The organism is Agromyces rhizosphaerae (assembly GCF_027925245.1).
In the GTDB taxonomy this organism is placed as follows: domain Bacteria; phylum Actinomycetota; class Actinomycetes; order Actinomycetales; family Microbacteriaceae; genus Agromyces; species Agromyces rhizosphaerae.
This window is the reverse complement of record NZ_BSDP01000001.1, coordinates 2,416,930-2,441,676: the sequence shown is the minus strand read 5'-3', so window position 1 is coordinate 2,441,676 and position 24,747 is coordinate 2,416,930. Positions and strand designations below refer to the sequence as shown.

19 protein-coding genes are annotated in these 24,747 nt (G+C 73.3%); 5 read left to right on the top strand and 14 right to left on the bottom strand.

The window, feature by feature from the left end; all coding sequences use genetic code 11:
- The first annotated feature begins 64 nt into the window (after nucleotides 1-64).
- A complete protein-coding gene (locus QMG39_RS11495; protein WP_281885097.1) occupies nucleotides 65-3,706 on the top strand; it encodes a DUF3376 domain-containing protein in 3,642 nt (1,213 codons plus the stop codon).
- A gap of 28 nt (nucleotides 3,707-3,734) precedes the next feature.
- Here QMG39_RS11495 and QMG39_RS11490 read toward each other — a convergent pair whose 3' ends face one another.
- From QMG39_RS11490 to QMG39_RS11455, 8 genes are all read right to left on the bottom strand, one after another.
- A complete protein-coding gene (locus QMG39_RS11490; protein WP_281885095.1) occupies nucleotides 3,735-5,540 on the bottom strand; it encodes an ABC transporter ATP-binding protein in 1,806 nt (601 codons plus the stop codon).
- A complete protein-coding gene (locus tag QMG39_RS11485; protein WP_281885093.1) occupies nucleotides 5,537-7,489 on the bottom strand; it encodes an ABC transporter ATP-binding protein in 1,953 nt (650 codons plus the stop codon). Before QMG39_RS11485 ends, QMG39_RS11490 begins: the two co-directional genes overlap by 4 nt.
- 361 nt (nucleotides 7,490-7,850) lie before the next feature.
- Nucleotides 7,851-9,110 (bottom strand): dimethylargininase, encoded by a 1,260-nt coding sequence (gene ddaH / locus QMG39_RS11480; RefSeq protein WP_281885091.1) that lies wholly within the window; start codon nucleotides 9,108-9,110, stop codon nucleotides 7,851-7,853.
- Between the two features lie 28 nt (nucleotides 9,111-9,138).
- Nucleotides 9,139-10,233, bottom strand: coding sequence for a Glu/Leu/Phe/Val dehydrogenase family protein (locus tag QMG39_RS11475; protein WP_281885089.1), 1,095 nt, complete (start codon nucleotides 10,231-10,233; stop codon nucleotides 9,139-9,141).
- 136 nt (nucleotides 10,234-10,369) lie between these two features.
- Nucleotides 10,370-11,971: a bifunctional phosphoribosylaminoimidazolecarboxamide formyltransferase/IMP cyclohydrolase gene (gene purH, locus QMG39_RS11470; protein ID WP_281885087.1), complete on the bottom strand. Its 1,602-nt coding sequence runs from the start codon at nucleotides 11,969-11,971 to the stop codon at nucleotides 10,370-10,372.
- Nucleotides 11,968-12,558, bottom strand: coding sequence for a phosphoribosylglycinamide formyltransferase (purN, locus tag QMG39_RS11465; protein ID WP_281885085.1), 591 nt, complete (start codon nucleotides 12,556-12,558; stop codon nucleotides 11,968-11,970). The genes purH and purN overlap by 4 nt, the downstream gene beginning before the upstream one ends.
- 10 nt (nucleotides 12,559-12,568) lie before the next feature.
- Nucleotides 12,569-13,945 (bottom strand): cell division protein PerM, encoded by a 1,377-nt coding sequence (locus QMG39_RS11460; RefSeq protein WP_281885083.1) that lies wholly within the window; start codon nucleotides 13,943-13,945, stop codon nucleotides 12,569-12,571.
- 12 nt (nucleotides 13,946-13,957) lie between these two features.
- Complete coding sequence (locus QMG39_RS11455; RefSeq protein ID WP_281885081.1) at nucleotides 13,958-15,406, bottom strand: hypothetical protein; 1,449 nt, start codon at nucleotides 15,404-15,406, stop codon at nucleotides 13,958-13,960.
- A 292-nt stretch (nucleotides 15,407-15,698) separates the two neighbouring features.
- Here QMG39_RS11455 and QMG39_RS11450 point away from each other — a divergent pair, with 292 nt between their 5' ends.
- The gene (locus tag QMG39_RS11450; protein WP_281885079.1) at nucleotides 15,699-17,762 is read left to right on the top strand and encodes an MSCRAMM family protein; all 2,064 of its coding nucleotides are present in this window, start codon (nucleotides 15,699-15,701) and stop codon (nucleotides 17,760-17,762) included.
- Between the two features lie 122 nt (nucleotides 17,763-17,884).
- Here QMG39_RS11450 and sucD read toward each other — a convergent pair whose 3' ends face one another.
- The 3 genes from sucD to QMG39_RS11435 form a co-directional block, all read right to left on the bottom strand.
- Nucleotides 17,885-18,787 (bottom strand): succinate--CoA ligase subunit alpha, encoded by a 903-nt coding sequence (gene sucD / locus QMG39_RS11445; RefSeq protein ID WP_281885077.1) that lies wholly within the window; start codon nucleotides 18,785-18,787, stop codon nucleotides 17,885-17,887.
- A 35-nt stretch (nucleotides 18,788-18,822) separates the two neighbouring features.
- Entirely contained in the window at nucleotides 18,823-19,989 is a 1,167-nt protein-coding gene (gene sucC, locus QMG39_RS11440) for an ADP-forming succinate--CoA ligase subunit beta (protein WP_281885075.1), read from the bottom strand.
- Between the two features lie 188 nt (nucleotides 19,990-20,177).
- A complete protein-coding gene (locus QMG39_RS11435; protein ID WP_281885073.1) occupies nucleotides 20,178-20,471 on the bottom strand; it encodes a hypothetical protein in 294 nt (97 codons plus the stop codon).
- Nucleotides 20,472-20,621: 150 nt separating this feature from the next.
- On the opposite strand from QMG39_RS11435, the gene QMG39_RS11430 reads away from it, so the two are divergent.
- Genes QMG39_RS11430 through QMG39_RS11420 form a run of 3 tightly spaced genes read left to right on the top strand, consistent with a single transcriptional unit; the run spans nucleotide 20,622 to nucleotide 21,947 of the window.
- Nucleotides 20,622-20,945 (top strand): DUF7882 family protein, encoded by a 324-nt coding sequence (locus QMG39_RS11430; RefSeq protein ID WP_281885071.1) that lies wholly within the window; start codon nucleotides 20,622-20,624, stop codon nucleotides 20,943-20,945.
- Complete coding sequence (locus tag QMG39_RS11425) at nucleotides 20,942-21,226, top strand: hypothetical protein (protein ID WP_281885069.1); 285 nt, start codon at nucleotides 20,942-20,944, stop codon at nucleotides 21,224-21,226. The genes QMG39_RS11430 and QMG39_RS11425 overlap by 4 nt, the downstream gene beginning before the upstream one ends.
- On the top strand, nucleotides 21,213-21,947 hold the full coding sequence (locus QMG39_RS11420; protein WP_281885067.1) for a VIT1/CCC1 transporter family protein: 735 nt from the start codon (nucleotides 21,213-21,215) through the stop codon (nucleotides 21,945-21,947). The genes QMG39_RS11425 and QMG39_RS11420 overlap by 14 nt, the downstream gene beginning before the upstream one ends.
- On the opposite strand, the gene QMG39_RS11415 is transcribed toward QMG39_RS11420, so the two are convergent.
- The 3 genes from QMG39_RS11415 to QMG39_RS11405 are packed head-to-tail and all read right to left on the bottom strand — an operon-like array spanning nucleotide 21,908 to nucleotide 24,696.
- The gene (locus tag QMG39_RS11415; protein ID WP_281885066.1) at nucleotides 21,908-22,753 is read right to left on the bottom strand and encodes an FAD:protein FMN transferase; all 846 of its coding nucleotides are present in this window, start codon (nucleotides 22,751-22,753) and stop codon (nucleotides 21,908-21,910) included. The genes QMG39_RS11420 and QMG39_RS11415 overlap by 40 nt on opposite strands.
- A gap of 3 nt (nucleotides 22,754-22,756) precedes the next feature.
- Complete coding sequence (locus QMG39_RS11410) at nucleotides 22,757-23,290, bottom strand: FMN-binding protein (protein ID WP_281885064.1); 534 nt, start codon at nucleotides 23,288-23,290, stop codon at nucleotides 22,757-22,759.
- A complete protein-coding gene (locus QMG39_RS11405; protein WP_281885062.1) occupies nucleotides 23,287-24,696 on the bottom strand; it encodes a ferredoxin reductase family protein in 1,410 nt (469 codons plus the stop codon). The genes QMG39_RS11410 and QMG39_RS11405 overlap by 4 nt, the downstream gene beginning before the upstream one ends.
- Between the last annotated feature and the right edge of the window lie 51 nt (nucleotides 24,697-24,747).

The window sequence follows — 24,747 nt, the reverse complement described above, 5'->3', positions numbered from 1 at the left end:
GGCGACCGGGATACTGGGGTGCATCGACGGTGAGAGGCGGGCCATGGTGGTCAGGCGCGGCACAGTGGGAACCGAGGCGACCGGGCGCGCCGTGCAGGGCGGGCCGAAGATCCGCGTCGTCCCCGTCACCGGCGAGACGCGGCTGGCGGACGCGGCGAAGGGCGCCGAGCCCGCGTTCGGCCGCACCCTCAGGGTCTCGCTCGCGATGCGCGGCGGGGTGAGCCTCGCGGTGTGGATCGGCGGCGCGGTCGCCGAGCTCGACCTCCTGCGCCGTATCCGCCTCTACGAGCGCGACGGCGCGCCCGTCGCGTTCCTCATCACGCCCGGTGCGGAGCCGCCGACGCTGGAGACGCGGCTGCGCGCCTCGATCTACGCCGAACTGCTCTGGATGCGCGGCTACGACCGCGTCGAGTTCGACCTGCTCGCGGGCACCAGCGCCGGGGGCCTGAACGCCGTGGTGTACGCGGTCGCCCAGCGCGCCGGCGCGAGCATCGACGCGCTCAGGATCATGTGGGCCGACGTCGGCGGCCTGTGGGGCCTGCTCAACCTCCCCGGGCGCGACGAGATCCACGCGCTCATGCGCGGCGAGGACCTCTTCCGCCGCGAGGTCCACCGCGGGCTCACCGAGATCTACGCCACACAGCCGTCCCATCCCGACCTGCGCGCCGAGCACGTCGACGTGGACCTCTCGGCGACCGCGATCGACGCGCGGGACGAGCTCGAGCCCGACAGCAACGAGGGACGCGCGCACTTCCGCTTCCGGGCCACCGTGCCGCAGGGCCGGACCAACCGCATCCCGAGCCGCCACGACCACGAGGCCGACGCGCGCGAGGACGACCTGAGCCTGGACCGCCTCGCGCTCGCCGCGCGCTCGACCTCGTCACTGCCGGGCGGCTTCGAGCCGGCCGAGATCACCTCGCGCACGCGCATCGACCGCACGCTGCACGGCGGCCCCATGGCGACCGGCGACCGGGACGACCTCCGGCACGCCTTCAGCGGGCACCGCGAGCCGCCGGACGTGCCCTACCGCGTCGTCGACGGCGCGGTGTTCGACAACGTGCCGATCGAGCGCGCGATGCGGGCGGCGCGCGGGCGCGCGTCGGAGCGCAACGCCGATCGCGTGCTGCTGTTCCTGGATCCCGATCCGGATCCGGGTCCCGACGACCTGCTCGCCTGGGACGCCGGCGCGTCGCGCTTCTTCCGCGCGATCGGCGCGCAGGTCAGCCGGATGTTCCGCACCGAGCCGGTCGCCCGCGAGACCGCCGACGTGCAGCGGTTCAACGCCACACGCCGCGTCGAGGATGCCCGTCGACGGGCGGCCGTCTCGCTCGTGGAGAGCGCCGGCTGGTCGCAGGCGGCCGTCGAGGACCGTCGCGCCGCGTACGTGCGGGCGATGGGCGCCTCCGTCGCCGAGCGGCTCGCGGACGCGATCTCCGGGCCCTCGCTCTGGCAGGTGTCGACGGACCTCGAGCAGCGCTGCCGCTACCTGCCGATCGCGCGCACGCGGCTCCTCGCGTTCACCGAGATGGTCGAGGGCGACTACCGGCAGGCGGCCGACGACGAGGCCGCGCGCGACGCACGGCTGGTATCGGCATCGGCCCTCGCGGACGCGGCGAACTGCGTGCTCGCCTGGGCGCGCGACCTCGAGGCGATCCCCGAGGCCGACGGCGCCCGCAGGCTGCGCAGCTTCCCCGAGGTGCGCGCGACCGCCTACTCGGCCCTCGAGCTCGCGACCGCGCACGTCGACCGCTCGACGGCCCGCGTGCTCGAGCACGTGCGCCGGTTCGTGCTGCGCGCGCACCCCCGGCGGCTCGCACAGCCCCGGCGGGAGGAGGCGCGCCCGTGGATGCGGCAGTGGCGCATCTCGGACACGGAACCGGGCAACGACCTGCGCGACGCCTGGTACGCGCTCGACGCCTGCGTCGCCGACCTGCTCGCCGAGAACGCGCGGCTCACCGGCACCCCGGATGGGCTCGGCTCCCACGCCGAGGCGCGGGCCACGGCCTCGCCGTGGACCATGCTCCGCGTGCCCGCGTCCGGCGTCACGCCGGGTGCGGTCGACCTGGCGGCGCTGATGTGCCCGGCGGGCATCCCGCCGGCGCTGTCGCCCGTCGGGTACTGGAGCATCGGCGTCGACGAGCGCCCGGACCGGCCCTTCACCTTCACCGCGCTGCACGCCGGGCAGCGCCGCGCCGCGCTCCAGGAGGCGCTCCGCGCCCCGACCGACCGCGACCTGCCGGGCGAGCTCCTCGCACGCCTGGCCGACACCCCCGAGACATCGACCCTCACGCCGCAGTCCAAGCTCGCCGGCTACGGCCTCGGCAACTTCCTCGGGTTCCTCAGCGCGAGCTGGCGCGTCAACGACTGGCTGTGGGGCCGCCTGGACGCCGCGGCCGGCGTGGTGCGGTTCTTCGACTCGCTCGAGCCGAACCGGGTCCGCGCGAGCGCGGCCATCCGCATCGCGCAGGACACGGTCCTCTCGGACGCCGACCACGACGCCGAGGTCGTCGAGCGCGCCGCGACCGGCGACCCCGGCAACGGGGGCGCCGAGCGGACGCCCCTGGTCGTCCCGCCGGTCGTCGACCCGCCGTTCCAGGCGCCGACGCCGTCCGCGCGGGCGAGGCTGCGCGGGGGCGTCGACGCGCTCGGCGACCTGCCGCCCGGCTACCTCGTGGGCATCGCGTCGCGCGGACTCCGGCTGATCGATCGCGTGGCCCTGCGACCGGCGCACCGGATCGCGCGCTGGCTGCTCGGCGCGCTGCTCGCGGTGCTCCGGCCGGTGCTCGCCGTGCTCCCCGCCGTCATCGACCCGCCTCGCGCCGCAGCGATCGCCGGGGTCGTCGGCGGCGCCGGATGGGTGCTCTCGTGGCGCGCGCTGGATGCGCCGGGCCCCTGGGCCTGGATCGGCGCGGGCCTGGTGGCCGCCGGGCTCGTGGGCTGGCTCGTGGCCGCGGGCTGGGGGTCGGACGAGCGCTGGCGCAGGGTACGCGAGGCGGTGCGCGCGCAGGAGCACGGGGGCGACCTCGCCGCCGACCGCGTCGAGGACGCGGAGTCCGCGAGCCGGCTCGCCGCGACCGCGCCGATGTTCCTCGCCGTCGTCGCGATCGCCGTGGCGGCGACGGCGATCCTCGCCGGCAACCCGCTCATGGCGGTGCTCACGACCGGCACGGCCGTCGTGTTCGTGGTCGCCGCCGCCCGCTCGTTCACCGCGGTGCCGCGTCCGGTCGCCCGCGTCGCCCGCCTGCGCGCCTGGGCCGGCGTGTCGACGCTCGTCGCGCTCGGGGTCGTCGTCCCGCTGCTGCTGCAGGCCTCCGGGGCGGCCGACCGCGACGAGGCGCTCGCGCTGCTGAGCGCCGGCGTGGTCCCCTCGTGGCCCGCCGCGCTCGTGGTCCTGGCCGTCGCCGGGGCCGCCGTGTCGACGCTGCTGCTCGCCGGCTGGCTGCCGCCCTTCTGGCGGCGCCGCCGGGCGCGCCCGGTCGACCTCGTGCGGGTCACCGCGTACGCCGTCGCGGCGGGCGCGGTCGCCTGGATCGTGCCGGCCGGCGTGGCGTGGGCCGCGACCGGCGACCCGACCGCGGCACCCGGCTGGCAGGCGGTCGCGTTCCTGATCGCGTGGGCGAACGTCGTGTGGTGGATGCCCGATCGCGTGACCGAGGGATTCACGCCAGACGACGCCCCGCGACGGGCGGCGGCGCGCACGGGCTGAGCCGCCGCGCCGCCGCCTCCCGCGGTTCCTAGACCAGGCTGTCCCGCCAGGCCGCGTGCAGCCGGGCGAACCGGCCCTCGCCGCCGATCAGCTCGGCCGGCGAGCCGTCCTCGACGATGCGGCCCCACTCCATGACCAGCACGCGGTCGGCGATCGCGACCGTCGAGAGCCGGTGCGCGATGATCACCGCGGTGCGGTCGGCGAGCAGGGTGGTCAGCCCCTCCTGCACCGCGCGCTCGCTCGGGATGTCGAGCGAGCTCGTCGCCTCGTCGAGGATCAGCACCGCCGGGTCGGCGAGGAACGCGCGCGCGAACGAGATGAGCTGCCGCTGCCCGGCGCTCACCCGGCCACCGCGCTTGTTCACGTCGGTGTCGTACCCGTTCGGCAGGCCCTCGATGAACTCGTGTGCGCCGACCGCCCTCGCCGCCGCCACGATCTCGTCGAAGCTCGCGTCGGGCTTGCCCAGCGCGATGTTGTCGGCCACCGAGCCCGAGAACAGGTAGGCCTCCTGCGTGACCATGACGATCGCGCGGCGCAGGTCCTTCGGGTGGAGGTCCCGCAGGTCGACGCCGTCGAGGCGCACCGCGCCCCGGCTCGGGTCGTAGAACCGCGAGATCAGCTTCGCCAGCGTCGACTTCCCGGCTCCGGTCGACCCGACGAGCGCGATGGTCTGGCCCGCCGGGATGGCGAGGTCGAAGGCCGGCAGCACCACCCGGTCGTCGGTGTAGGCGAACTCCACGTCGTCGAACGCGATGTCGCCGCGCGCGCTCCAGAGGTCGACCGGGCGAACCGGGTCGGGCACGCTCGGCCGCTCCTCGAGCACGCCCGAGATCTTCTCGAGCGCTGATGCGGCGGACTGGTACGAGTTGTAGAACATCGCCATGTCCTCCATCGGGTCGAAGAACCGACGGGTGTACAGCACCGCGGCGAGCAGGAAGCCGATCGCGAGCGAGCCGTCGACCACGCGGAAGCCGCCCCAGAGCAGCACCATCGCGACCGTCACGTTGCCGATGAACACGAGGCCCGGGTCGTAGACGCCGAAGACCTGGATGACCTTCGCGTTCACGTCGCGGTAGTCCTCGACCAGGTCGCCGAACTCCTTCTCGTTGCGCTTCTCCTTGCGGAACGCCTTGACCGCGCGGATGCCGGTCATGGTCTCCACGAAGTGCACGATGAGCTTGGCGGATGCCTCGCGCGAGCGCCGGAACAGCACCTGCGAGCGCTGCTGGAACCAGCGCGTGAGCACGAACAGCGGCACGAGCGCCACGGCGAGCACGAGCCCCGACTGCCAGTCGAGCGCGACCAGCGCGATCGCGGTGAACGTCATGTACAGCACGCCCTGCACGAGCTGGTTGATGCCCGAGTCGAGCAGCTCGCGGATCGCGTCGAGGTCGCTCGTCTGGCGCGAGATGATGCGGCCCGACGTGTACGACTCGTGGAACTCGAGGCTCAGCTTCTGGGTGTGCAGGAAGACGCGCTTGCGCAGGTCGATCAGGATCGCCTGGCTGATGCGCGCCGACTGCCGGATGTAGACGGCCACGAGCAACGCGCCCACGACCGCGGTCGCGAGGTAGGCCGCACCGGCCCACGCCAGCGGCAGCCAGTCCTGGTCGAGCAGGGCCGGCAGCCCCTCGGCCACGCCGTAGCCGATGAGCGCCGGGCCCGCGACCTGGGCGCCGGTCGAGACCGTGACGACCAGCGCCGTCCACGCCACCTGCCACCGCAGGGGCTTCAGCAGCGAGCCGAGCAGGCGCAGCGAGCGCCGGCGGATCTGCCGCGACTCCTCCTTGGTGAAGTCGTGGCGCTCCTCGCCCTGTACGCCGACGACGCTCATCGGGTCACCTCCTGGTGCTCGTTCGTGCTCGCGGACTGCGAGGTGGCCCCGGCGGCCTCGTCGCGGGGATCGAGGCCGATGACGGGGATGGCGGCCGTGTCGAGTTCCTCGGCCTTCCGCTCGCGCTCCTCGTCCTCCAGGGACGTGATCACGAAGCGGTAGTGCTCGCTCGAGGCGAGCAGTTCGGAGTGGGTGCCGACGGCGGTGATGCGCCCGTCCTCGAGCAGCGCGACCCGGTCGGCCAGCATGACGGTCGACGGGCGGTGCGCCACCACGAGCGCGGTGGTCGTCGCGAGGATCTCGCGCAGCGCGTCCTCGACGAGGGCCTCCGTCTCGACGTCGAGCGCCGAAAGCGGGTCGTCGAGCACGAGCACGGCGGGGTCGGCCGCGACGGCGCGCGCGAGCGCGAGCCGCTGGCGCTGGCCGCCCGACAGGCTCATGCCCTCCTCGCCGACCTTGGTGTCGACGCCGTCGGGCAGGTCGTGCGCGAACTGCGCCTGCGCGATCTGCAGCGCCTGCGCGAGCACCGCGTCGGCCTCGGCGCGCACGGCGGGCTCGTCGCCCGCCAGCTCGGGGCGGCCCAGCAGCACGTTGTCGCGCACCGACGCCGAGAACAGCGTGGCGTCCTCGAACGCCATCGCGACGTGCGTGCGCAGCTCCTCGCGCCCGAGCGCACGGATGTCCACGCCGTCGAGCGTGACCGCGCCGCCCGTCACCTCGTAGAGGCGCGTGGTCAGCGACGTCAGCGTGGACTTGCCGCTGCCGGTGAGGCCCACCAGCGCCATGGTCTCGCCGGGCTCGAGGCGCAGGTCGACGCCGTCGATGAGGTCGGGCGTGCGCCCGGGGGCATCCGCGTACCGGAAGTGCACGCCCTCGAACGCCAGCTCGCCGCGCGGCGCCCGGATGGTCGACGGCCGCTCCGGGTCGGTGATCTGGTTGACCTCGTCGATGACCTCGAAGAAGCGGTCGGTCGCGGTGCGCGTGTCGAGCGAGAACGCCAGCAGGAAGCCGATCGACTCGATCGGCCACGCCAGCACGGTCGCGGTCGCGAAGAACGCGACGACCTGGCCGACGCTCATCACGTCGACCGACGCGAGCCACACGCCGAGCACGAGGCAGACCGCCAGCGCGACGTTCGGGATGAGCAGCAGCCAGAGCCAGATGCCCGCCTCGAGCTTCGCCTTCTCCATCTCGGTGCCGCGGAGCTCCTCCGCCTGCGCCGTGAACGTGCCGAGCGCGTGCTTGCCGCGTCCGAACGCCTTCAGCACGCGGATGCCGTGCACCGACTCCTCGACCGCGGTCGCGAGGTCGCCGGCCTGGTCCTGGCTGCGCCGCGCGACCTCCGAGTACCGGCCCTCGAACCGGAACCCGATGATCCACAGCGGCAGCGAGAGCACCATGAACACGAGGCCGAGCAGCCAGTTCATCCAGATCAGGATGCCGACGCCCACGACGATCGTGACGAGGTTGACCACGAGCAGCACGAGGCCGAAGGACAGCCAGCGACGGATGCGGCCGAGGTCGGAGACCGCGCGCGAGAGCAGCTGCCCGCTCGGCCAGCGGTCGTGGAAGCTCACCGGGAGGTCCTGCAGCTGCGCGTACAGCGCGTTGCGCATGTCTGCCTCGACGCGCGTGCCCGGGGTCAGCACGAACCAGCGCCGGAGCGCGATCATGATGGCCTCGGTGACGCCGAGCGCGAGCACGACGAGCACCGCGGGCACGATCTGGTCGGGGTCGCCCTCGGAGAGCGGACCGTCGACGAGCACCTGGAGCACCTGCGGGATCGCGAGCGCGACGAGGCTCGCCAGCAGCGCCGCGACCATGCCGAGCACGAGGAACGGCACCGCGGGACGGGCGTAGGGGTAGAGGCGCAGCAGCGTGCGGGGCGTGCTCAGGCGCTGCGGCGCGGACGCGGAATCGGGTCTGTCGTCGGCCGTGATGGCGGGCATGACGGGAATCCTTCTGGGCGGTCGGACGCGCGCGTGCGCGGGCATCCGTATCGAGCGAGGGGTGGGAGATCGACGGGGACGAGGTCGTCCCGCCGGACTGCGGTCGGTGCCGCAGGGAGTGGGCCGCGCGGTGCGGCCGTGGGCGCGGTGCTAGGCCGCGCGGCGCCGGGGTCGAATGAGCGCGACGACCCCGCCGGCTGTCCAGGTGCCGGCAGTCATGCCATACGTCGTCTTCATCGCTTCCTCCCGGGCGCTTGTGGTGGATGTCCCTGTGCCCGCGCGCATCTGGTGGACGGCGGCGAGCAGCCTTACAGGATATGCCCGCTTCTCGCGAGTGTGCAAGGGTTCGGAGCGGACCGGTTCAGCGTACCCGTACCGAGAGGCAGGTCACGCTGCCCTCGAGCTTCTCGAACTCGCTGATGTCGACCGTGACGACGCGATAGCCGAGCCCCGACACCATGGCCGCGGACTCGGGGGCGGAGGCCGCCATGAGCACCGTGTCGTCGGCCAGTTCGACGACCGCGACGCCCGCGGGCTCGGGCACCTCGAGGAGTCGCGGGAACAGGTCGCGGTGCGCGAGCAGGTCGGGGTGACCGAGGATGGTGCCGTCGGGCAGCGCGGTGACCGCGCCCTTCAGGTGGAGCGTGCGGGTCACCGGCACCGCGACCACGGTCCAGCCGCGCGGAGACAGGAGCTCGCGCAGCTGGCGGATGCCCTCGGCGTCGGTGCGCGAGGAACTGCCGACGTAGACCGTGCGACCGACCTTCAGCACGTCGCCGCCGTCGAGGGTGCCGGGCTCGTCGATGCGGGCCACCTGCACTCCGCGGAGGGAGCGCACCACGCGCTCGACGGCCTCGGCCTCGGCGCGCCGTGACTCGGCGCCCGAGCGCGTGATCACCGCGAGGTCGTCGAAGAGCACGACCTGGTCCTCCACGAAGACGGAGTCGGCGAGGTCGGGCGCGCTGTCGACCTCGACCGTGCGCCAGCCCTCGGCGACGAGCGCCGCGCAGTAGTTGTCCCACTGCTCGTCGGCCAGCTCGGCGTCGACCGGCTCGCGCTCGACGTGCGTGAGCTCGGCCTCGTCGAGGTTCGACGCGGGGATGCGCACGAGGGCCAGCCGCTGCTCGGCGGAGCCGCGGCGCGGCGCGTGCGCCTCGACGGCCCGGAGCACGCGCGGGGCGACGAACACCTCGGCGAGCACGGCGGAGACGATGAAGACGAGGTTGATGCCCACGAGCGAACCGAGCACGAAGGCGAACATGCGCAGGTCGGGCGCGGCTCCGCCTGCGAGCACGGTGATCGTCGTGCCCACGAGCGCGGCGAGACCCGCCGAGGTGAGTCCCGCGGCGACGGCGAGGAACCAGGCGCGCGTGGCCCCGACCGCGTTCGCGGCCGACAGCAGCAGGAAGGCGAGCGTCGCGAGCAGCAGGAAGTGGCCGCCGACCTGGGTGAACACGGTAGGCGCCTGGCCGCCCGCGACGAAGACCCCGAGCAGCGCCGCGCCCAGTGCGATGGCCGCGACCGCCCCCGCGGAGGCGAACACGGCGAGCACGCGCTGCCGGTGCGCACGGTCGCCCGACACGATCGTTCGGGCGGGGGGAAGCTCGACGGAGTCGGTCACGCACCGAGCCTAGCGGCCCGGGCGCGGCTCACCGCGCGCGGTCGAGGCGGCCCCGCGCGAGGCGCTCGGCGGCCGCGAGCGTGGTCGTGCCCGAGGCCGCCGCCTCGCGGTAGACCGCACGCACGGTGTCGCCGATCGTCGCCACCCGGGCGTCGATCGCCGCCTGGTCGGCGTCGGGCTCCGAGGCGAGGTCGAGGTAGATCACGCCGCCCGCGTTCACGACGAAATCGGGTGCCCAGAGGATGCCGCGCTCGGCGAGCAGCGACGCGGATTCCCGGCGCGCGAGCTGGTTGTTCGCCGCGCCGACCACCGCGCGCACGCGGAGCTCGCCGATGACCTCGGCAGAGAGCACCCCGCCGAGCCCGCACGGCACGAACAGGTCGGCCTCGACGCGGTGGGCGTCCTCGGGCGCCACCCAGTCGGCGTCGAGCTCCGCGGCGAGCTCCCGCCGCGCGTCGACCACGTCGGTCACGGTGAGTCGCGCGCCCTCGGCGGCGAGGGCGCGCGCGAGGCGGCCGCCCACCTGCCCGAGGCCCGAGATCACGAGGTGCCGGCCCGACAGATCCGCGTCGCCGAAGAGCTCGGCCACGGTCGCGCGGATGCCCGCGAGCACGCCGGCCGCGGTGGCATCCGCCGGCTCGCCCACGCCGCCCTGCTCGGGCGGGAGCCCGCAGACGTGCTCGGTGCGCTCGGCGACGACCGCCATGAGCTCGGCGCTCGTGCCGACGTCCTCGGCGGTCATGTAGGCGCCGCCCAGGCTCTCGACCGCGTCGCCGAGGTCGCGCATGGCCGCGACGCGCTCGTCCGCGGTGAGGGTGACGCCCCGGGGGACCCGGATGACGGACTTGCCGCCGCCGCGGGCGAGGCCGGCCGCCGCGTTCTTCAGCGTCATCGCGCGCGAGAGGCGCAGCGCGTCGGCGAGGGCGTCGGTCCAGTGGTCGTAGTGCCAGAGTCGTGCACCGCCGAGCGCCTGGCCCAGCCGCGTCGAGTGCACGGCGACGATGATCGTGAGGCCCGACCGGGCGCCCGTCGTGACGAGGATGCGCTCGTGGTCGGGGGTCTCCTCGGCGAGGATGTGGGCGGTCGCCGCGTCCGGCGTCGTTGCGGGGTGCGCGAGGGGCATGGGAGTTCGCTCCTGGTCCGTGGCGCCTCGTGGGCGGCACTGCTGTGGTGGACGGCGCCTCGTGAGCGCCGGAATCACCTCAGGATACGCCGCGCGCACCCCCGTGAGGCGCCTCGCGGCGCATCACTCGTGCCGCTCAGTGGAAGAAGTGCCGCTCGCCGGTGAGGTACATGGTCACGCCCGCCGCCTTCGCGGCGGCGACGACCTCCTCGTCGCGCACCGAGCCGCCGGGCTGCACGACCGCGCGCACGCCCGCGTCGAAGAGGATCTGCGGCCCGTCGGCGAAGGGGAAGAACGCGTCGGATGCCGCGACCGAGCCGCTCGCGCGCTCCCCCGCCCGCTCGACCGCGAGCCGGCACGAGTCGACGCGGTTGACCTGGCCCATGCCGACGCCCACCGAGGCGCCGCCCGAGGCGAGCAGGATGGCGTTCGACTTGACCGCGCGGCACGCGCGCCAGGCGAACTCGAGCTCCGCGGCCAGCGCATCGTCGGCGGGCTCCCCCGCCGCGAGCGTCCACGACGAGAACGGCGCGAACTCGCGGTCGGCCTGCTGCAGCAGCAGCCCGCCCGACACCTGCTTCTGCTCGAGCACGGTGGGCTGGAATCCCTCGGGCAGCGTGAGCAGGCGGATGTTCTTCTTCCGCGTCAGCACCTCGACCGCCTCGGCCTCGAACGCCGGGGCGATGAGCACCTCGGTGAAGATGCCGCTCACGGTCTCGGCCATGGCCCGCGTGACGGTGCGGTTCGCGGCGATGACCCCGCCGAACGCCGACACCGGGTCGCAGGCGTGGGCGCGCTCGTGGGCGCTCGCGATGGGGTCGGATGCCCCGGGCCCGGCGATCGCGATGCCGCACGGGTTCGCGTGCTTGATGATCGCCACGGCGGGCTCGTCGAAGTCGTACGCGGCCCGCACCGCGGCATCCGCGTCGACGTAGTTGTTGTACGACATCTCCTTGCCGTGCAGCTGCACCGACTGCGCGATGCCCCGGCCCTCGGGCGTGGCGTAGAGCGCCGCGGCCTGGTGCGAGTTCTCGCCGTAGCGCAGCGACTGCGCACGGTCCCAGGTGCCGCCGACCCAGCCCGGGAAGCCCGTGCCCTTGTCGTCGGGCGCCACGACGTTGCCGAGCCAGGAGGCGACGGCGACGTCGTACCCGGCGGTGTGGCGGAACGCCTCGACGGCGAGGCGCTGCCGCTGCGCGAGGGTGGTGCCGCCGGCGGCCACGGCCTCGGCGATCTCGCCGTAGCGCTCGGGCGAGACGACGATGGCGACGTTGGCGTGGTTCTTCGCCGAGGCGCGCACCATCGCCGGCCCACCGATGTCGATCTGCTCGACGACGTCGAGCGCGGGCGCACCCGAGGCGACCGTCTGGCGGAACGGGTAGAGGTTCACCACGACGAGGTCGAACGCGGCGATGCCGAGCTCGGCGAGCTGTGCCTCGTGGTGCTCGAGGCGCAGGTCGGCGAGGAGGCCCGCGTGCACCGCAGGGTGCAGGGTCTTCACGCGGCCGTCGAGCGCCTCGGCGAACCCGGTGACGCTCGCGACGTCGGTCACGTCGTGCCCCGCGTCGCGGATCGTCGCGGCGGTCGACCCGGTCGACACGATCTCCACGCCCGCCGCGGCGAGCGCGCCGGCGAGCTCGAGCAGCCCGGACTTGTCGCTGACGGAGACGAGTGCGCGTCGCACCGGCACGAGGTCGCGCTCGCGGTAGAGGGAGTGGTCGTGGCTCGGTCCGCTCATGCGTCGAGGTCCTCCAGGTTCACGGTTCCGTTGGCGATGTCGATCACGGCCTGCACGAGCAGGCGGCGCTCGACGGGCTTGATGCGCTCGTGCAGGGTCTGCTCGGTGTCGCCCGCGTGCACCGGCACGCGCTCCTGCGCGATGATCGGGCCGCCGTCGACCGAGTCGTCGACCACGATGAGGCTCGCCCCGGTCTGGGTGACGCCGGCGGCCAGCGCGTCGCGCACGCCGTGCGCCCCGGGGAACTCGGGCAGGTACGCGGGGTGCGTGTTGATCATGCGGGGCGAGAGCGCATCGACCATCACCGGGGGCACGATGCGCATGAAGCCGCTCAGCACGACGAGGTCGGGCTCCCAGAAGCGCACCTGCGCGAGGAGCTCCTCGCCCCAGCGGTCGCGATCGGCCGCGCCCCGGAAGGGCACCGTGAAGGCGGGGATGCCGAACTCCTCCCCCAGGGCCAGCCCGTCGGCCTCGCGATCGGCGCCGATCGCGACGACCCGGGCGGGATACTCGGCGTCCTCCGACGCCTCGAGCAGGGCGCGGAGGTTCGTTCCGCCGCCGGAGATCAGCACGACGAGCTTGAGCACGTCGTCGAGCCTACTCGGTGGTGCGGATCACGTCGGTCTCGCTGAGGTCGCGGGCATCCGGGGCATCCGCCGCCGGAGTCGCCGGGGAGCCCGGCGCAGCGCCCGACGGGGCGGGACCGGGCCGGGGGCCGGCGACGCGCGAGGCCACCGCGCCGAGCACGGCGGGCACGCCGACCAGCGTCGCCGTCGCGACGGCGACCGTCCACCACTCGGGACCGACCTCGTCGAGACGCCCGGGGCCCGCGGCACCGCTCGACCACCACGCGAGCGCCCCGAGTAGCACGCCCGCGACGACGCCGGCGGCCAGACCCTCCCCGACCGCGAACGCCCAGGTCCATGCCGCCGGCCGGCGGGCCGGGCGCTGCTCGGGACGCCCCGCCGCGCGCCGCGACCTGCGGGCGTCGACGCTGCGGTGCACGAGGAAGCCCGCCGCGAACCCGAGCAGCACCGGCACGAGCAGCGCGAGGTAGCCGAGCCCGGGGTCGAGCTTCGGGATCGCGCCGAGGACCGGCAGTCCGGGCACCGGCCCGAGCAGGGTGCCGCCCGCGGAGACCGACGTGCCCGCGCCGATCGCGAAGCCGGGGCCGACGATCCACGCCGCCGCCCACGCGACGAGGTTCGGCAGCAGGGCGAGCTGGCCGAGCGCCAGCACGATCCCGCCCGGCACGTCGGCGCGGAGCGACTGCCAGAGCCCGACGACGGTGGCGTAGTCGACGGCGAGCGCGACCGCGACGGCCACGGCGGCGGCCCCCACGATGCCGACGGCGGCGGCCGTGCCGGCGCGGAGGGCGACGCGCAGGGCGTCCCGCCACGCGGGGTCGAGTGCGGACAGCCACCGGCGGAGCCGGCCGGTCGTGGCATCCGTGCCCCGCGCCCCGAGCCGGGTCGCCTCGATCCCCGCGCCCACCGCCCCGCCCGCGAACACCAGGAGCGCGGGCACGACGGCCGACTGCCAGGCCGACGGCGCGATGCCCGGCACGCCCGCAGTCAGCCCCAGCGCGAACCCGGCAATGCCCGTCACGACGGCCGCCGCGAGCACGCCGCTCGCGGCATGGCCGCCGCCCGCCGAGCGCCGGCCCACGTGCGCCCCCGTGCCGACCGTGAGCACCGAGAAGCCGAGCACGGCGATCGTGACACCGAACGCGGCGGAGTCCTCGGGCACGCCGAGCGCGGCAGCGGCGACCGGGTCGAGCGAGACGGCGAGATCGACGCCGTTGCCAACGAGCCAGGCGAGTGCGGCGGCGCCCCAGAACATCGCCGGGTCGGCGGCCATGCCGGTGCTGATCGCCCAGACCAGCGCGAGCGGCACCACCGCGAGCCCGACCCCGGCGGCCGCGACGACGAACGCCTCGAGGGCGGCGAGCAGGATGGTGGTCGTGCGTGACATGCCGCGGTGAGCCTACCGGGCGTTCGCCCCCGTCACCGGCGCATCCGCCGACGCGTCGTCATCGTCGCCGTCCGCCTCGCGCTCCGCCTCCGCTTCCGCGACCTCCTCGGTCGCGGCCGCGACCGCGAGCTCGTCCTCCTCGGGCAGGCGCAGCAGCTCGAGGAGCGCGAGCACGACCAGCACGACGATCACCGTGCCGATCACGAGGCCCACGGTGACCGGCCGCGTGAACAGCACGACGGCCGCGCCGATCACGAGCACGGCGATCCGCACCAGGAGCGCCTGGCGGTCGAGCCAGCGCCCGAACCCGCCGGTCGAGACGCCGCGGGCGAGTCCGGCGCGACGGACGCTGCCGAACCCGGCCGAGCCCAGCTCGCGGATGCGGCCGGCGGTCTCCGAGCCGCCCGCGAACCACGCGATGACCGCGACCGCGACGCCGAACAGCGCGAGCGCGACGGCGGTCGCCGCCATCCGGTCCACGATCTGGTCGTAGACAGCCTCGGCGGCACCGAGCGGCATGAGCGACGGGGAGACGCTCGCGAGGAAGTAGAGCCGGGCGATGCCGAAGCCGCCGGCGAGCAGCCCGAGGGAGACCGCGAGGCCGGCGCCGGTCCAGACCAGCGTGCGCGGCCGGTTGCGGGCCGCGACCACGCCGATCACGAGCAGGCCGATCACGACCCACGGCAACCAGGTGCCCGCGGTCACGGCGAGCGCGTAGACGAGCTGCACGGTGACCAGCGCGTCGGCCTGCGCGATCACGATCGTGCGATCGACCTCGGGGATCGACGCGGCGAAGCCGACGCCCGCGTCGACGAGTCGGTCCTTGACCTCGGCGATGACCGGGGCGAGCTGGATGCCGATCTGCCCGGACTCGTCGAACGAGAGGGCGGCGTCCGGGTCGCCCTGCAGCGCCGCCACGAGCTGGGTGTGGCTCGTGCGCAGCGCGGTCTGGAAGACCTCCACGAACGCGTCGGACTCGACGAGCCGTTCGACCACGGTGCCGACGAGGTTCTCGATGCCCTGCACGGCGGGGCCCTCGAGCAGGGTGAGCGCCTGCTTCGCGGCATCCGGGATGTCGAGGTCGCGGATGCCGTCGAAGACCGACCCGGTGAGTCCCTCCACGTCGACCTGCTCGAGCACGACCGCGGTCGCCTGGTCGGCGACGTAGGCCTGCACGGCCGGGTCCTCGGCGAGCGGGCCGAACGTGGCGACGAACTGGTCGGTGTCGACCAGCTGCGCGCGCGCCCAGCCCCCGAGCACCGCGATCGGCGCGAGCACGATGCCGACGATCAGCAGGATCGCCGCCACGACCGTGCGGCCGCGACCGGAGCTCCGCGTGCGCGCCGGTCGCTCCTCGGCCGCCGCCGCCGCGGTCTCCTCCATCGACGCGCGCAGCCGCGCGTTCTCCGCCTCGAGTGCTGCGATGCGCTCCGCGAGCGCGCGATCCTCGGCCTGGGCCATCCCCACCCTCTTCCGTCGCGCCCAGACTAGCGAGCACGCGGGTGCGCGTGGGCGGTGCGGACGGCCGAGTTTCCACTCACTGCAAGTTTTCGAGCTTTCCTCAGTTTGGGGTAGCGGGTGCCGGGTCCGCCGCAGTACGCTTCGGGAGTCGTGACCCGACGGCAGATGGACCTTCCCCGACACCCATCGGGAGGCCATTCAGCGCGACCTTCTCCGGTGCCTCCACCCGACCTCAGGATCACCCATCCGGCCTGCCCGGGCCGGGTGACGTTCCGCACCATCGGAGGCAACGATGCCCACGTCCGAGATCGCCCAACGACACCTTCCACCCGGCGCCCGCAGACGGCGCGGCCTCCGTCGACTCACCGCGGTCGGCGCCGGCCTCGCCCTCGTCGGCACGGCGTTCGTCGCCGGCCCGGCATTCGCGGCGCACGGCCTCGTCAGCCTGGCCGGCAGCAACTTCGAGATCGACGAGGACGCGAACCTCGTCGCCGATCACGCCGACCCCTCGTTCGACTGGGAGGATGTCACCGAGATCCGGCAGCCCGACGAGCCGACCGGCGCGAACGACGACTCGTTCGGCCAGGGCTCCAAGGAGGACACCGCCGTGCCGACCGTGGTCGACGGCAGCATCCCGCCGAACAAGAGCGACCTGCTGACCTTCGGCGGATTCCTCGAGGAGACGCCGGCCGGCGACTTCCTGCACCTCTACTGGCACCGCGTCCAGGAGCCGTCCGGCACGACGAACATGGACTTCGAGTTCAACCAGTCGGAGGAGACCTCGGCGAACGGCGTCACACCGGTGCGCACCGAGGCCGACCTGCTGCTGCAGTACGACCTCGCGCAGGGCGGTACGAACCCGGAGCTGTTCCTCGCGAGGTGGCTGACCGATTCCGACTTCAACGGTACGCCGGTGAGCAAGGACGACTGCGTCTCGTCGAACAAGCTGCCGTGTTGGGGCCTGCGTGAGGACCTGACCGCTGCGGGCGACGCGACCGGGTCGATCAACACCACGGCCATTGCGGCCGGCGACTCCGACGGGCTCGGGCCGATCTCGCCGCGGACCTTCGGTGAGGCGACGGTCGACTTCTCGGCCATCGTCGGCAACGCCCAGTGCGTCTCGTTCGGCAGCGCGTACCTGAAGAGCCGGTCCTCCGACTCGTTCACGGCCGCACTGAAGGACTTCATCGCGCCGACCGACATCGGCCTGACGAACTGCGCCAAGGTGATCGTGCGGAAGGTGACCGATCCGACGGGTGACACGACGGACTTCGACTTCACGACGGCGTTCGCCACCCTGAACGACGGGACGAATCCCACGTTCAGCCTGGCCGACGGCGAATCGGTGACGTACGACAACGTGTTCTTCGGCAACGGGCTCACGGTGACCGAGTCGGGGCCGCCCAGCGGATGGGACCTGGTCGACATCGACTGCTCCGCCAGCACGAACATCACGCCGGTGGAGAACGAGTTGGCCGGAACGGCGACGTTCGACCTCACGAACGCCAACCAGATCGTCGACTGCACGTTCACCAACCAGGCGCGCGGCACGATCGTGGTCGAGAAGGTGACGACCGACGGCTCCGGCGCGTTCGACTTCACGTCGAACACGCTGCCCGACGCGAGCTTCACCCTGACGACGACCGGATCGGGCGACGGTGGGAAGGACTCGAACACCTACGCGGGCCTGACACCGGGCACGTACGACGTGGACGAGACCGTTCCGGCGAACTGGAACCTCACGTCGGCCACGTGCGACGACTCGTCCGATCCTTCGTCCATCGGCCTGAGCGCGGGCGAGACCGTGACGTGCACCTTCGTGAACGAGCTCGAACGGGGCTCGATCAAGATCGTGAAGACGCGCAAGCACGCGGCGGACGGCTCGGGTGACCACGCCCACGAGGGTGTCACCTTCGATATCACGGGCGGCGGTCTCAGCGAGCCGATCTCGGTGCAGACCGACGCGAACGGGGTCGCCTGCGTGACAGGCCTCGTCGTGAGCGCGGTCGCCGGGAACTACACGGTGACCGAGACGATCCCGAACGGATACGTGCTCGACCCGACCACGCCGCAGGCGCAGACCGCTGCGGTGGGCGAGGCGACGGCGACCGACTGCGCCGACACCAGCGCGGGCGCCGTCAAGACGTTCAAGAACATCCCGCTCACGAACCTCACGGTGAGCGTCGACTCGCAGGTCGACGGCGGGACGTTCTCGAGCATCGAGTGCGACGCGACCGAGGAGGATCCGGACTCCGATCCGGACATCCCGCTCTCGGCCATGCAGGACGACCCGAGCGTCACGATCAACGACCTCGAGCCGGGCACCTACACCTGCGTGGTCGTGATCGACCCGTGACGGAGAGGAGCCGCACGAGCGGCCCGCGCTGAGGGCCGCGCATGAAACGAGGGCCCCGCAGGCGTTCGCCTGCGGGGCCCTCCGCGTACGCCCCCGGGACGCTTCACCGGGTGCGGACGGTCCTAGAGCGCCTCGTAGACCTCGCGCAGGAGCGTGGCGGTCTCCGACGGGGTCTTGCCGACCTTGACGCCGGCGGCCTCGAGGGCCTCCTTCTTGGCCTGCGCGGTGCCCGCCGAGCCCGAGACGATCGCGCCGGCGTGGCCCATCGTCTTGCCCTCGGGGGCGGTGAAGCCCGCGACGTAGCCCACGACCGGCTTGGTCACGTTGGCCTTGATGAAGTCGGCCGCGCGCTCCTCGGCGTCGCCGCCGATCTCGCCGATCATCACGATCGCCTTGGTCTCGGGGTCGGCCTCGAACGCGGCGAGCGCGTCGATGTGCGTGGTGCCGATGATCGGGTCGCCGCCGATGCCGATGGCGGTCGAGAAGCCGAGGTCGCGCAGCTCGTACATCATCTGGTACGTGAGCGTGCCCGACTTCGAGACGAGGCCGATCGGGCCCTTTCCGGTGATCGTGGCGGGCGTGATGCCGACGAGCGACTCACCGGGGGTGATGACGCCCGGGCAGTTCGGCCCGATGATGCGGGTCTGCTCGCCCTTGGCCTTGTTGTAGGCCCAGGCCTCGGCCGTGTCCTGCACGGGCACGCCCTCGGTGATGACCACGAGCAGGCCGATGCCCGCGTCGATGGCCTCGATCATGGCGTCCTTGGTGAACGCCGGCGGCACGAAGGCGATCGAGACGTCGGCGCCGGTCTCGGCCATGGCCTCGGCGACCGACCCGTAGACGGGCAGCTCGACGGGCTCGCCCGCGGCGTCGTGGTGGAGCACCGTGGTGCCGGCCTTGCGGGCGTTCACGCCGCCGACGACCTGGGTTCCGGCCTTCAGCATGAGCGCGGTGTGCTTGGTGCCCTCGCCGCCGGTGATGCCCTGGACGATGACCTTGGAGTCCTTGTTGAGGAAGATCGACATGGTTTCGCGGTTTCCTGTTCTCTGTCGTCCGGGACCTAGGCGGCGTTGGCGAGCTCGGCGGCCTTCGCGGCGCCCTCGTCCATCGTCGCGGCGAGCGTGACCAGCGGGTGGTTCGCCTCGTTCAGGATGCGGCGGCCCTCCTCGACGTTGTTGCCGTCGAGGCGCACGACCAGCGGCTTGTTGGCGGCCGAGCCCAGCTCGGCGAGCGCGCCGACGATGCCCTTGGCGACGGCGTCGCAGGCGGTGATGCCGCCGAACACGTTGACGAACACGGCCTTGACCTGCGGGTCGCCGAGGATGACGTCGAGGCCGTTGGCCATGACCTCCGCCGAGGCGCCGCCGCCGATGTCGAGGAAGTTCGCCGGCTTCACGCCGCCGTGCTCCTCGCCCGCGTAGGCGACCACGTCGAGCGTCGACATGACGAGGCCCGCGCCGTTGCCGATGATGCCGACCTCGCCGTCGAGCTTGACGTAGTTGAGGTCCTGCGCCTTGGCCTTCGCCTCGAGCGGGTCGGCCGCGGCCGCGTCCTCGAGCTCGGCGTGCATCGGGTGGCGGAACTCGGCGTTCTCGTCGAGCGAGACCTTGCCGTCGAGGGCGATGATGTCGCCCTCCTCGGTCAGCACGAGCGGGTTGACCTCGACGAGCGTGGCGTCCTCGCCGGTGTAGACCTCGTAGAGCTTCACGAAGACCGGCGCGACCTTGTCGACGATCTCGGCGGGGAACTTGGCGGCGACGGCGATGGCCTTCGCGCCCTCGAGGTCGAGGCCCGTGTTCGGGTCGACCTCGATGCGTGCGAGCGCCTCGGGCTTCTCCACCGCGAGCTGCTCGATCTCCATGCCACCCTCGAAGCTCGTGAGCGACAGGTAGGAGCGGTTGGCGCGGTCGAGCAGCACCGAGAAGTAGTACTCCTCGGCGATGCGGGCGCCGCCCGCGACCATGACGCGCTTGACGACGTGGCCCTTGATGTCGAGGCCGAGGATCGCCTTCGCGGCCTCCTCCGCCTCGTCGGGGGTCTTCGCGACCTTGACGCCGCCGGCCTTGCCGCGGCCGCCGATCTTCACCTGGGCCTTGACGACGACCACGCCGCCGAGCTGCTCGGCAGCGGCGCGCACCTCCTCCGGGGTATCCGCGATGATGCCCGGCAGCACCGGCACCCCGTACTTCTCGAACACGTCTCTGGCCTGGTACTCGTAGAGATCCACGCTGTACTTCCTATCCGCTGGTCAACGCCTGCGTGGGGCTGGTGGGGTGAGCGGCCCACGCACCCTCGAATGACTCGACGTCGAGAGGGTTCGGGCCAGCCAGTAGCCTACCCCTCCACCGGGGGACCTCACGAAACGTGGGGATCGCCGGCCCGCAACCGCTGCGTGCACGATGCGCAGCGGCGCGATCACTCCAGGTCTATGTCGGGAAGCGGATGCGCGCCGTCGGGCGCCGCCCGCGCGTGGCCGTACGGCAGCGCACGCTCCCCGAGCTCGGCCAGGAAGGCGTCGACGTCGGGGTCGTCGCTCCCGTCGTCGATTCGGCGGGCGAGCATCTGGCTCGCCGGGCCGATCACCGCGCGCATCATGCCGGTGCTGCCGTCGACGTCGACGATCGGCAGCTCCACGTGCGCCGACTGCCGCGCCCCCGCGGCCGACGCGGCGAAGTCGAACAGGCCCACGACGGCCCGGTCGGCCATCATGAACGAGGTCCCCCCGTACCACACCCGATGCATACCGGCAGGTTGCACCACTCGCGCGCGCGAGCAAAGGGGTTGCGATCACGGGGGTGTCGCGGTACATGATGGGTGACGGCCGTGCGCGGGGCGCGGCCGCTGGAGGTACCCGACCCCATGGGCAAGCTCACCTACGACTCGACCCTCACGGTCGACTTCGACGACCGCGTGCTCGCGCACCTGCAGCTGGTCATCGGCGCGAAGCTCCGCCGCGGCGAGTCGTTCTACTTCTCGTGGCGCGACGACACCTCGATCGGCAACGGGCGGAGCGCGCTCTGGATGCATCCGTCGATCTCCCTGCACTTCAAGTTCTCCGGCGGCCGGCCGCCGTCGATCAACCGAGCGTGGATCGACGCGCTGATGTCGACCGCGAACTCGTCGAGCGGGCTCCAGATCGTGCGGGAGCCCACCGGGCAGGGCAGCGCGGAGGAGGCGAAGTGAAGCGGATCAACATCGCCTACGACGGTGCGGTCTACTCGATCGGCGAGCAGGAGTTCGAGGAGTACCGCGACCGCATCACGGCGGCGCACGAGCACAACGAGCCGTTCTGGCTGCGGGTCAACTACGGCGAGGGCCGGCCGCAGCCGGCCGACCTGCTGATCGCCCCGGGCATCCCGATCGCGCTCATCCCCATCGCGCCGGGCATCGACGACCTCGACCACCCCGAGCCCGACCCGGACGACCCGAGCGACCACGGCACCGGCACGGATGACGACGGCTGACCGGGGGGCCGCCGAGCCCGAGCACGGCACCGACCCGCACTCGGGCGACGTCGCGTCGCGGCTGAACTGGCTGCGCGCCGGCGTGCTCGGCGCGAACGACGGCATCGTCTCGGTGGCCGCCCTCGTGGTCGGCGTCGCCGCCGCGACGACCGACACCGCGGCGATCCTGATCGCGGGCGTCGCGGCCGTGCTCGCGGGCGCGATCTCGATGGGCCTCGGCGAGTACGTCTCGGTCAACAGCCAGCGCGACACCGAGCGCGCGCTCATCGCCAAGGAGAAGTGGGAGCTCGAGCACATGCCCGAGCAGGAGCTGGCGGAACTGGCCGAGCTCTACCGCGCGAAGGGGCTGTCGTCCGACACCGCCGAGCGGGTCGCCCGCGAGCTCACCGCGCACGACGCGCTCGCCGCCCACCTCGAGGTCGAGCTGCACATCGCCGAGGACGAGCTCACGAACCCGTGGCACGCCGCAGGCGCGTCGGCCCTGTCGTTCACGATCGGCGCGGTGCTGCCGATGCTGGCCATCCTGCTGCCCCCGCCCGAGTGGCGCATCCCGCTCACGTTCGTCGCGGTCGTCGTCGCGCTCGCGATCACCGGCTGGCTGAGCGCCTGGATCGGCGGCAGCCCGCGCCCGCGCGCGATCCTCAGGGTCACGATCGGCGGCGCGCTCGCGCTCGCGGTCACCTACGCGATCGGCGCGCTGCTCGGCGTGAGCGTGGCCTGATCCGGCCGGTCCGCGGGCGCGGACCCGAGAGCGGCGAGCGGATGCGACGGGGCCGACGGCCACCCCGCCGACCGCACGACCCGGTCGTCGTCCGTCACCGCGAACACGTCGACGTCCCAGTCGCGCTGGACGAGGTCGAGCATCGCCCGCCCGCCCGCGAGCACCGCGGTCGCCAGCACGTCGGCCGTCACGATGTCGGGCGCCACCACGCTCGACTGCACCAGCGGTCGGCGCCCCGGGGTGCTCCACACGTGCGCGCCGCGCTCGGCGGTGCCCGAGGTCGCGATCGCCCGGCGTGCGCCGTCGAGCACCGCGGTCGTCGCGACGCGGGCGCGATCGCCGGGGTCGACGATCCCCGCGACCCAGGGCCCTCCGCCGGGTCCGTGCCCGCGCACCAGCGCATCGCCGCCGGCGTCGACGCACCAGTCGGCCACGCCCGCGTCGTCGAGCACGTCGCCCGCCTGTTCGATCGCGAGCGCCTTCACGACGCCGTCCAGGTCGAGCACCCCGTCGGGCCGGTGCGGGCTGAACACGCCCTCGGTCGCGGAGCGCCAGCGCAGCGCCAGGGCGTACGCGTCGCGGACGACCTCGTCGGCGTCGGTGAGCCGGAGCGCCCCGTCACGGATGCGCGCGAGGTCGGTGTCGTCCCGGTAGAGGCTGAATCGCGCCTCGAGTGCCGCGAACGCGTCGACGACGCGACCGAGCACCGGCGCGTGGCCGTCGGCAGGCACCGCGCCGGGCAGCACCACCGTGACCACGGTGCCCATCGCGGGGAAGGCCGCCCGCCCGTTCCGTCCGATCCGCACGGCCTAGAGCCCCGCCTGGTCGAGGGCCGACTGCAGCGACTGGGCGTACCCGCGGCTCGTGTAGGTCGCCCCGCTGATGATGGAGATGTCCGCCGACTGGGCCTGGAGCGCGGCCGATGCCAGCGGCTCCTCGACCTGCTGGCTGATGCGGGCGGAGTGGCCGTCGCGGCTGGGCAGCGCGAGCGCGGTCACGTCGGTGATCGTGCCGCCCGAGACGGTCACCTGCACCTGCACGTCGCCGAACTTCGTGGACACCGCGTCGCCCGTGTAGGTGCCGTCGGTCGCCGAGGCGTCGGTCGAGGCATCCGTCGTGCCCTGCGTGGCATCCGTCGTGCCCGTCGAGGTGTCGGAGGACGCCGAGGAGTCCGACGACGTGTCGGATGACGAACCCGACGAGCCCGACGACGAGGTCGTGCTGACCGTGCCGGACGCCTCCGTCGCCACCGTGTCGCCCGTCGCCACCGCGGACCAGGCCCATGCGGCCATGATCGCCGTGCTCGAGGCCAGCCATGCCACCACTGCTGCGCGTCGTCTCACCAGTCGAACCTCTCTCGATGGATGCGCTCCTCGGGAACGCCGGCCGCGGCGGCGTCCGCCACCACGTGGTCGGCCCAGTCCCGGGGCCCGCAGATGTACAGGTCGGTGTCGCGCGCGTCGGGCACGAACCCGACCAGCGAGTGCCCGGCGGCATCGGCCGCATCCGTCAGCCAGCCCGACCGGCCGCGCGGACCGGGCACCGTGATGCACGTCGCGCCCTTGGCCCGGCAGAGGCCCGCGATCTCGTCGAAGAGGTAGGGCGGCGCGTCGTCGGGGCTGCGCAGCACCACGGTCGCCTGCCCGGGGCGGAACCTGGCGTCCTCGAGCATCGAGCGGATCGGCGTGACCCCGATGCCCGCGCCGATGAACGCGATGCGCTCGCTCGTGCGGGCGTCGTCGGTGAACACGCCGTACGGCCCCTCGATCGCGACCCGGGTGCCGGGGCGGATGCGGGCGAGCGATGCCGACCCGTCGCCGAGCGCACGCACGGTGATGCGCAGCCGGTCGGGGCGCGGCGCCTCGCTCAGCGAGTACGGGTGCGCCTGCCACCACTGGCCGCCGGCGAGGAAGCGCCAGATGAAGAACTGCCCGCCGCGCGCCGCGAGCGCGTCGAGTCGCCGCCCGGTCATCACGATCGACACGACGCCGTCGGCGAGGGGCTCGATGCCGATCACCTCGAGCCGGTGCCGGAGCGTCTGCACGACCGGCATCGCGAACCGGAAGACGAGGAGCGCGGCGAGCACGGCCGCGATCGCGGCCATCCAGAACCAGCGCTGCCAGGTGCCCTCGGCGAACATGCCGCCGAGCGAGAACTGGTGCGGCAGCGCGGCGAGGGCGGCCGCATAGGCGCTGAGGTGCACGAGGTGCCAGACCTCGTAGCGGAACCGGCGCCGCACCGCGACGAGCGAGGTGACCACGACGACGCCCATGAGCGCGAACCCGAGCACTGCGAGCGGCATGTCGGGCAGGCTCCACATCGCGACCGCCTCGGTCACGAGGTCGGCACCCGAAGCCATCGCGTACGAGGCCAGCAGCAGCACGACGTGCGCGACGATCAGCAGGAACGCCGGCTTGCCGAGCGAGCCGTGGATCGCCATCGCCCGGTCGTGGCCGATCGTGCGGTCGACGAACGGCGTACGGGCCGCGAGCAGCAGCATGATGAGCACGAGGTCGGTGCCGACGAGGCCCGCGGCGATCCCGAGCGCGCCGACGGCGTCGCCGATGCCGGTGATGCGGGAGAGCCCGCCGTCGGCGATGTAGAGGGCGATCACGACCGCGACCGAGGTGACGATGCCGGCCTGGATGAGGTCCTCGTGCAGGCGGCGGCGGGCCGCCCGCGGCGCGTACTCGCCGAGCGAACGGGCGCGGAGGCCGGTTCGCCGGGCGTCGTGGTGGAGGAGTGCCATGACGCCATGCTGCGCCCGCACCCTCTGCACCGCTCGGGCGTGGCCTATGGA

What these genes read in the sequence shown, in the direction of transcription:
- QMG39_RS11490 (WP_281885095.1), bottom strand. Translation starts at nt 5,540, where the DNA reads ATGAGCGTCGTCGGCGTACAGGGCGAGGAGCGCCACGACTTCACCAAG.
- QMG39_RS11485 (WP_281885093.1), bottom strand. Translation starts at nt 7,489, where the DNA reads ATGCCCGCCATCACGGCCGACGACAGACCCGATTCCGCGTCCGCGCCG.
- QMG39_RS11475 (WP_281885089.1), bottom strand. Translation starts at nt 10,233, where the DNA reads ATGCCCCTCGCGCACCCCGCAACGACGCCGGACGCGGCGACCGCCCAC.
- purH (WP_281885087.1), bottom strand. Translation starts at nt 11,971, where the DNA reads ATGAGCGGACCGAGCCACGACCACTCCCTCTACCGCGAGCGCGACCTC.
- QMG39_RS11460 (WP_281885083.1), bottom strand. Translation starts at nt 13,945, where the DNA reads ATGTCACGCACGACCACCATCCTGCTCGCCGCCCTCGAGGCGTTCGTC.
- QMG39_RS11455 (WP_281885081.1), bottom strand. Translation starts at nt 15,406, where the DNA reads ATGGCCCAGGCCGAGGATCGCGCGCTCGCGGAGCGCATCGCAGCACTC.
- QMG39_RS11450 (WP_281885079.1), top strand. Translation starts at nt 15,699, where the DNA reads ATGCCCACGTCCGAGATCGCCCAACGACACCTTCCACCCGGCGCCCGC.
- sucD (WP_281885077.1), bottom strand. Translation starts at nt 18,787, where the DNA reads ATGTCGATCTTCCTCAACAAGGACTCCAAGGTCATCGTCCAGGGCATC.
- QMG39_RS11435 (WP_281885073.1), bottom strand. Translation starts at nt 20,471, where the DNA reads ATGATGGCCGACCGGGCCGTCGTGGGCCTGTTCGACTTCGCCGCGTCG.
- QMG39_RS11430 (WP_281885071.1), top strand. Translation starts at nt 20,622, where the DNA reads ATGGGCAAGCTCACCTACGACTCGACCCTCACGGTCGACTTCGACGAC.
- QMG39_RS11420 (WP_281885067.1), top strand. Translation starts at nt 21,213, where the DNA reads ATGACGACGGCTGACCGGGGGGCCGCCGAGCCCGAGCACGGCACCGAC.
- QMG39_RS11405 (WP_281885062.1), bottom strand. Translation starts at nt 24,696, where the DNA reads ATGGCACTCCTCCACCACGACGCCCGGCGAACCGGCCTCCGCGCCCGT.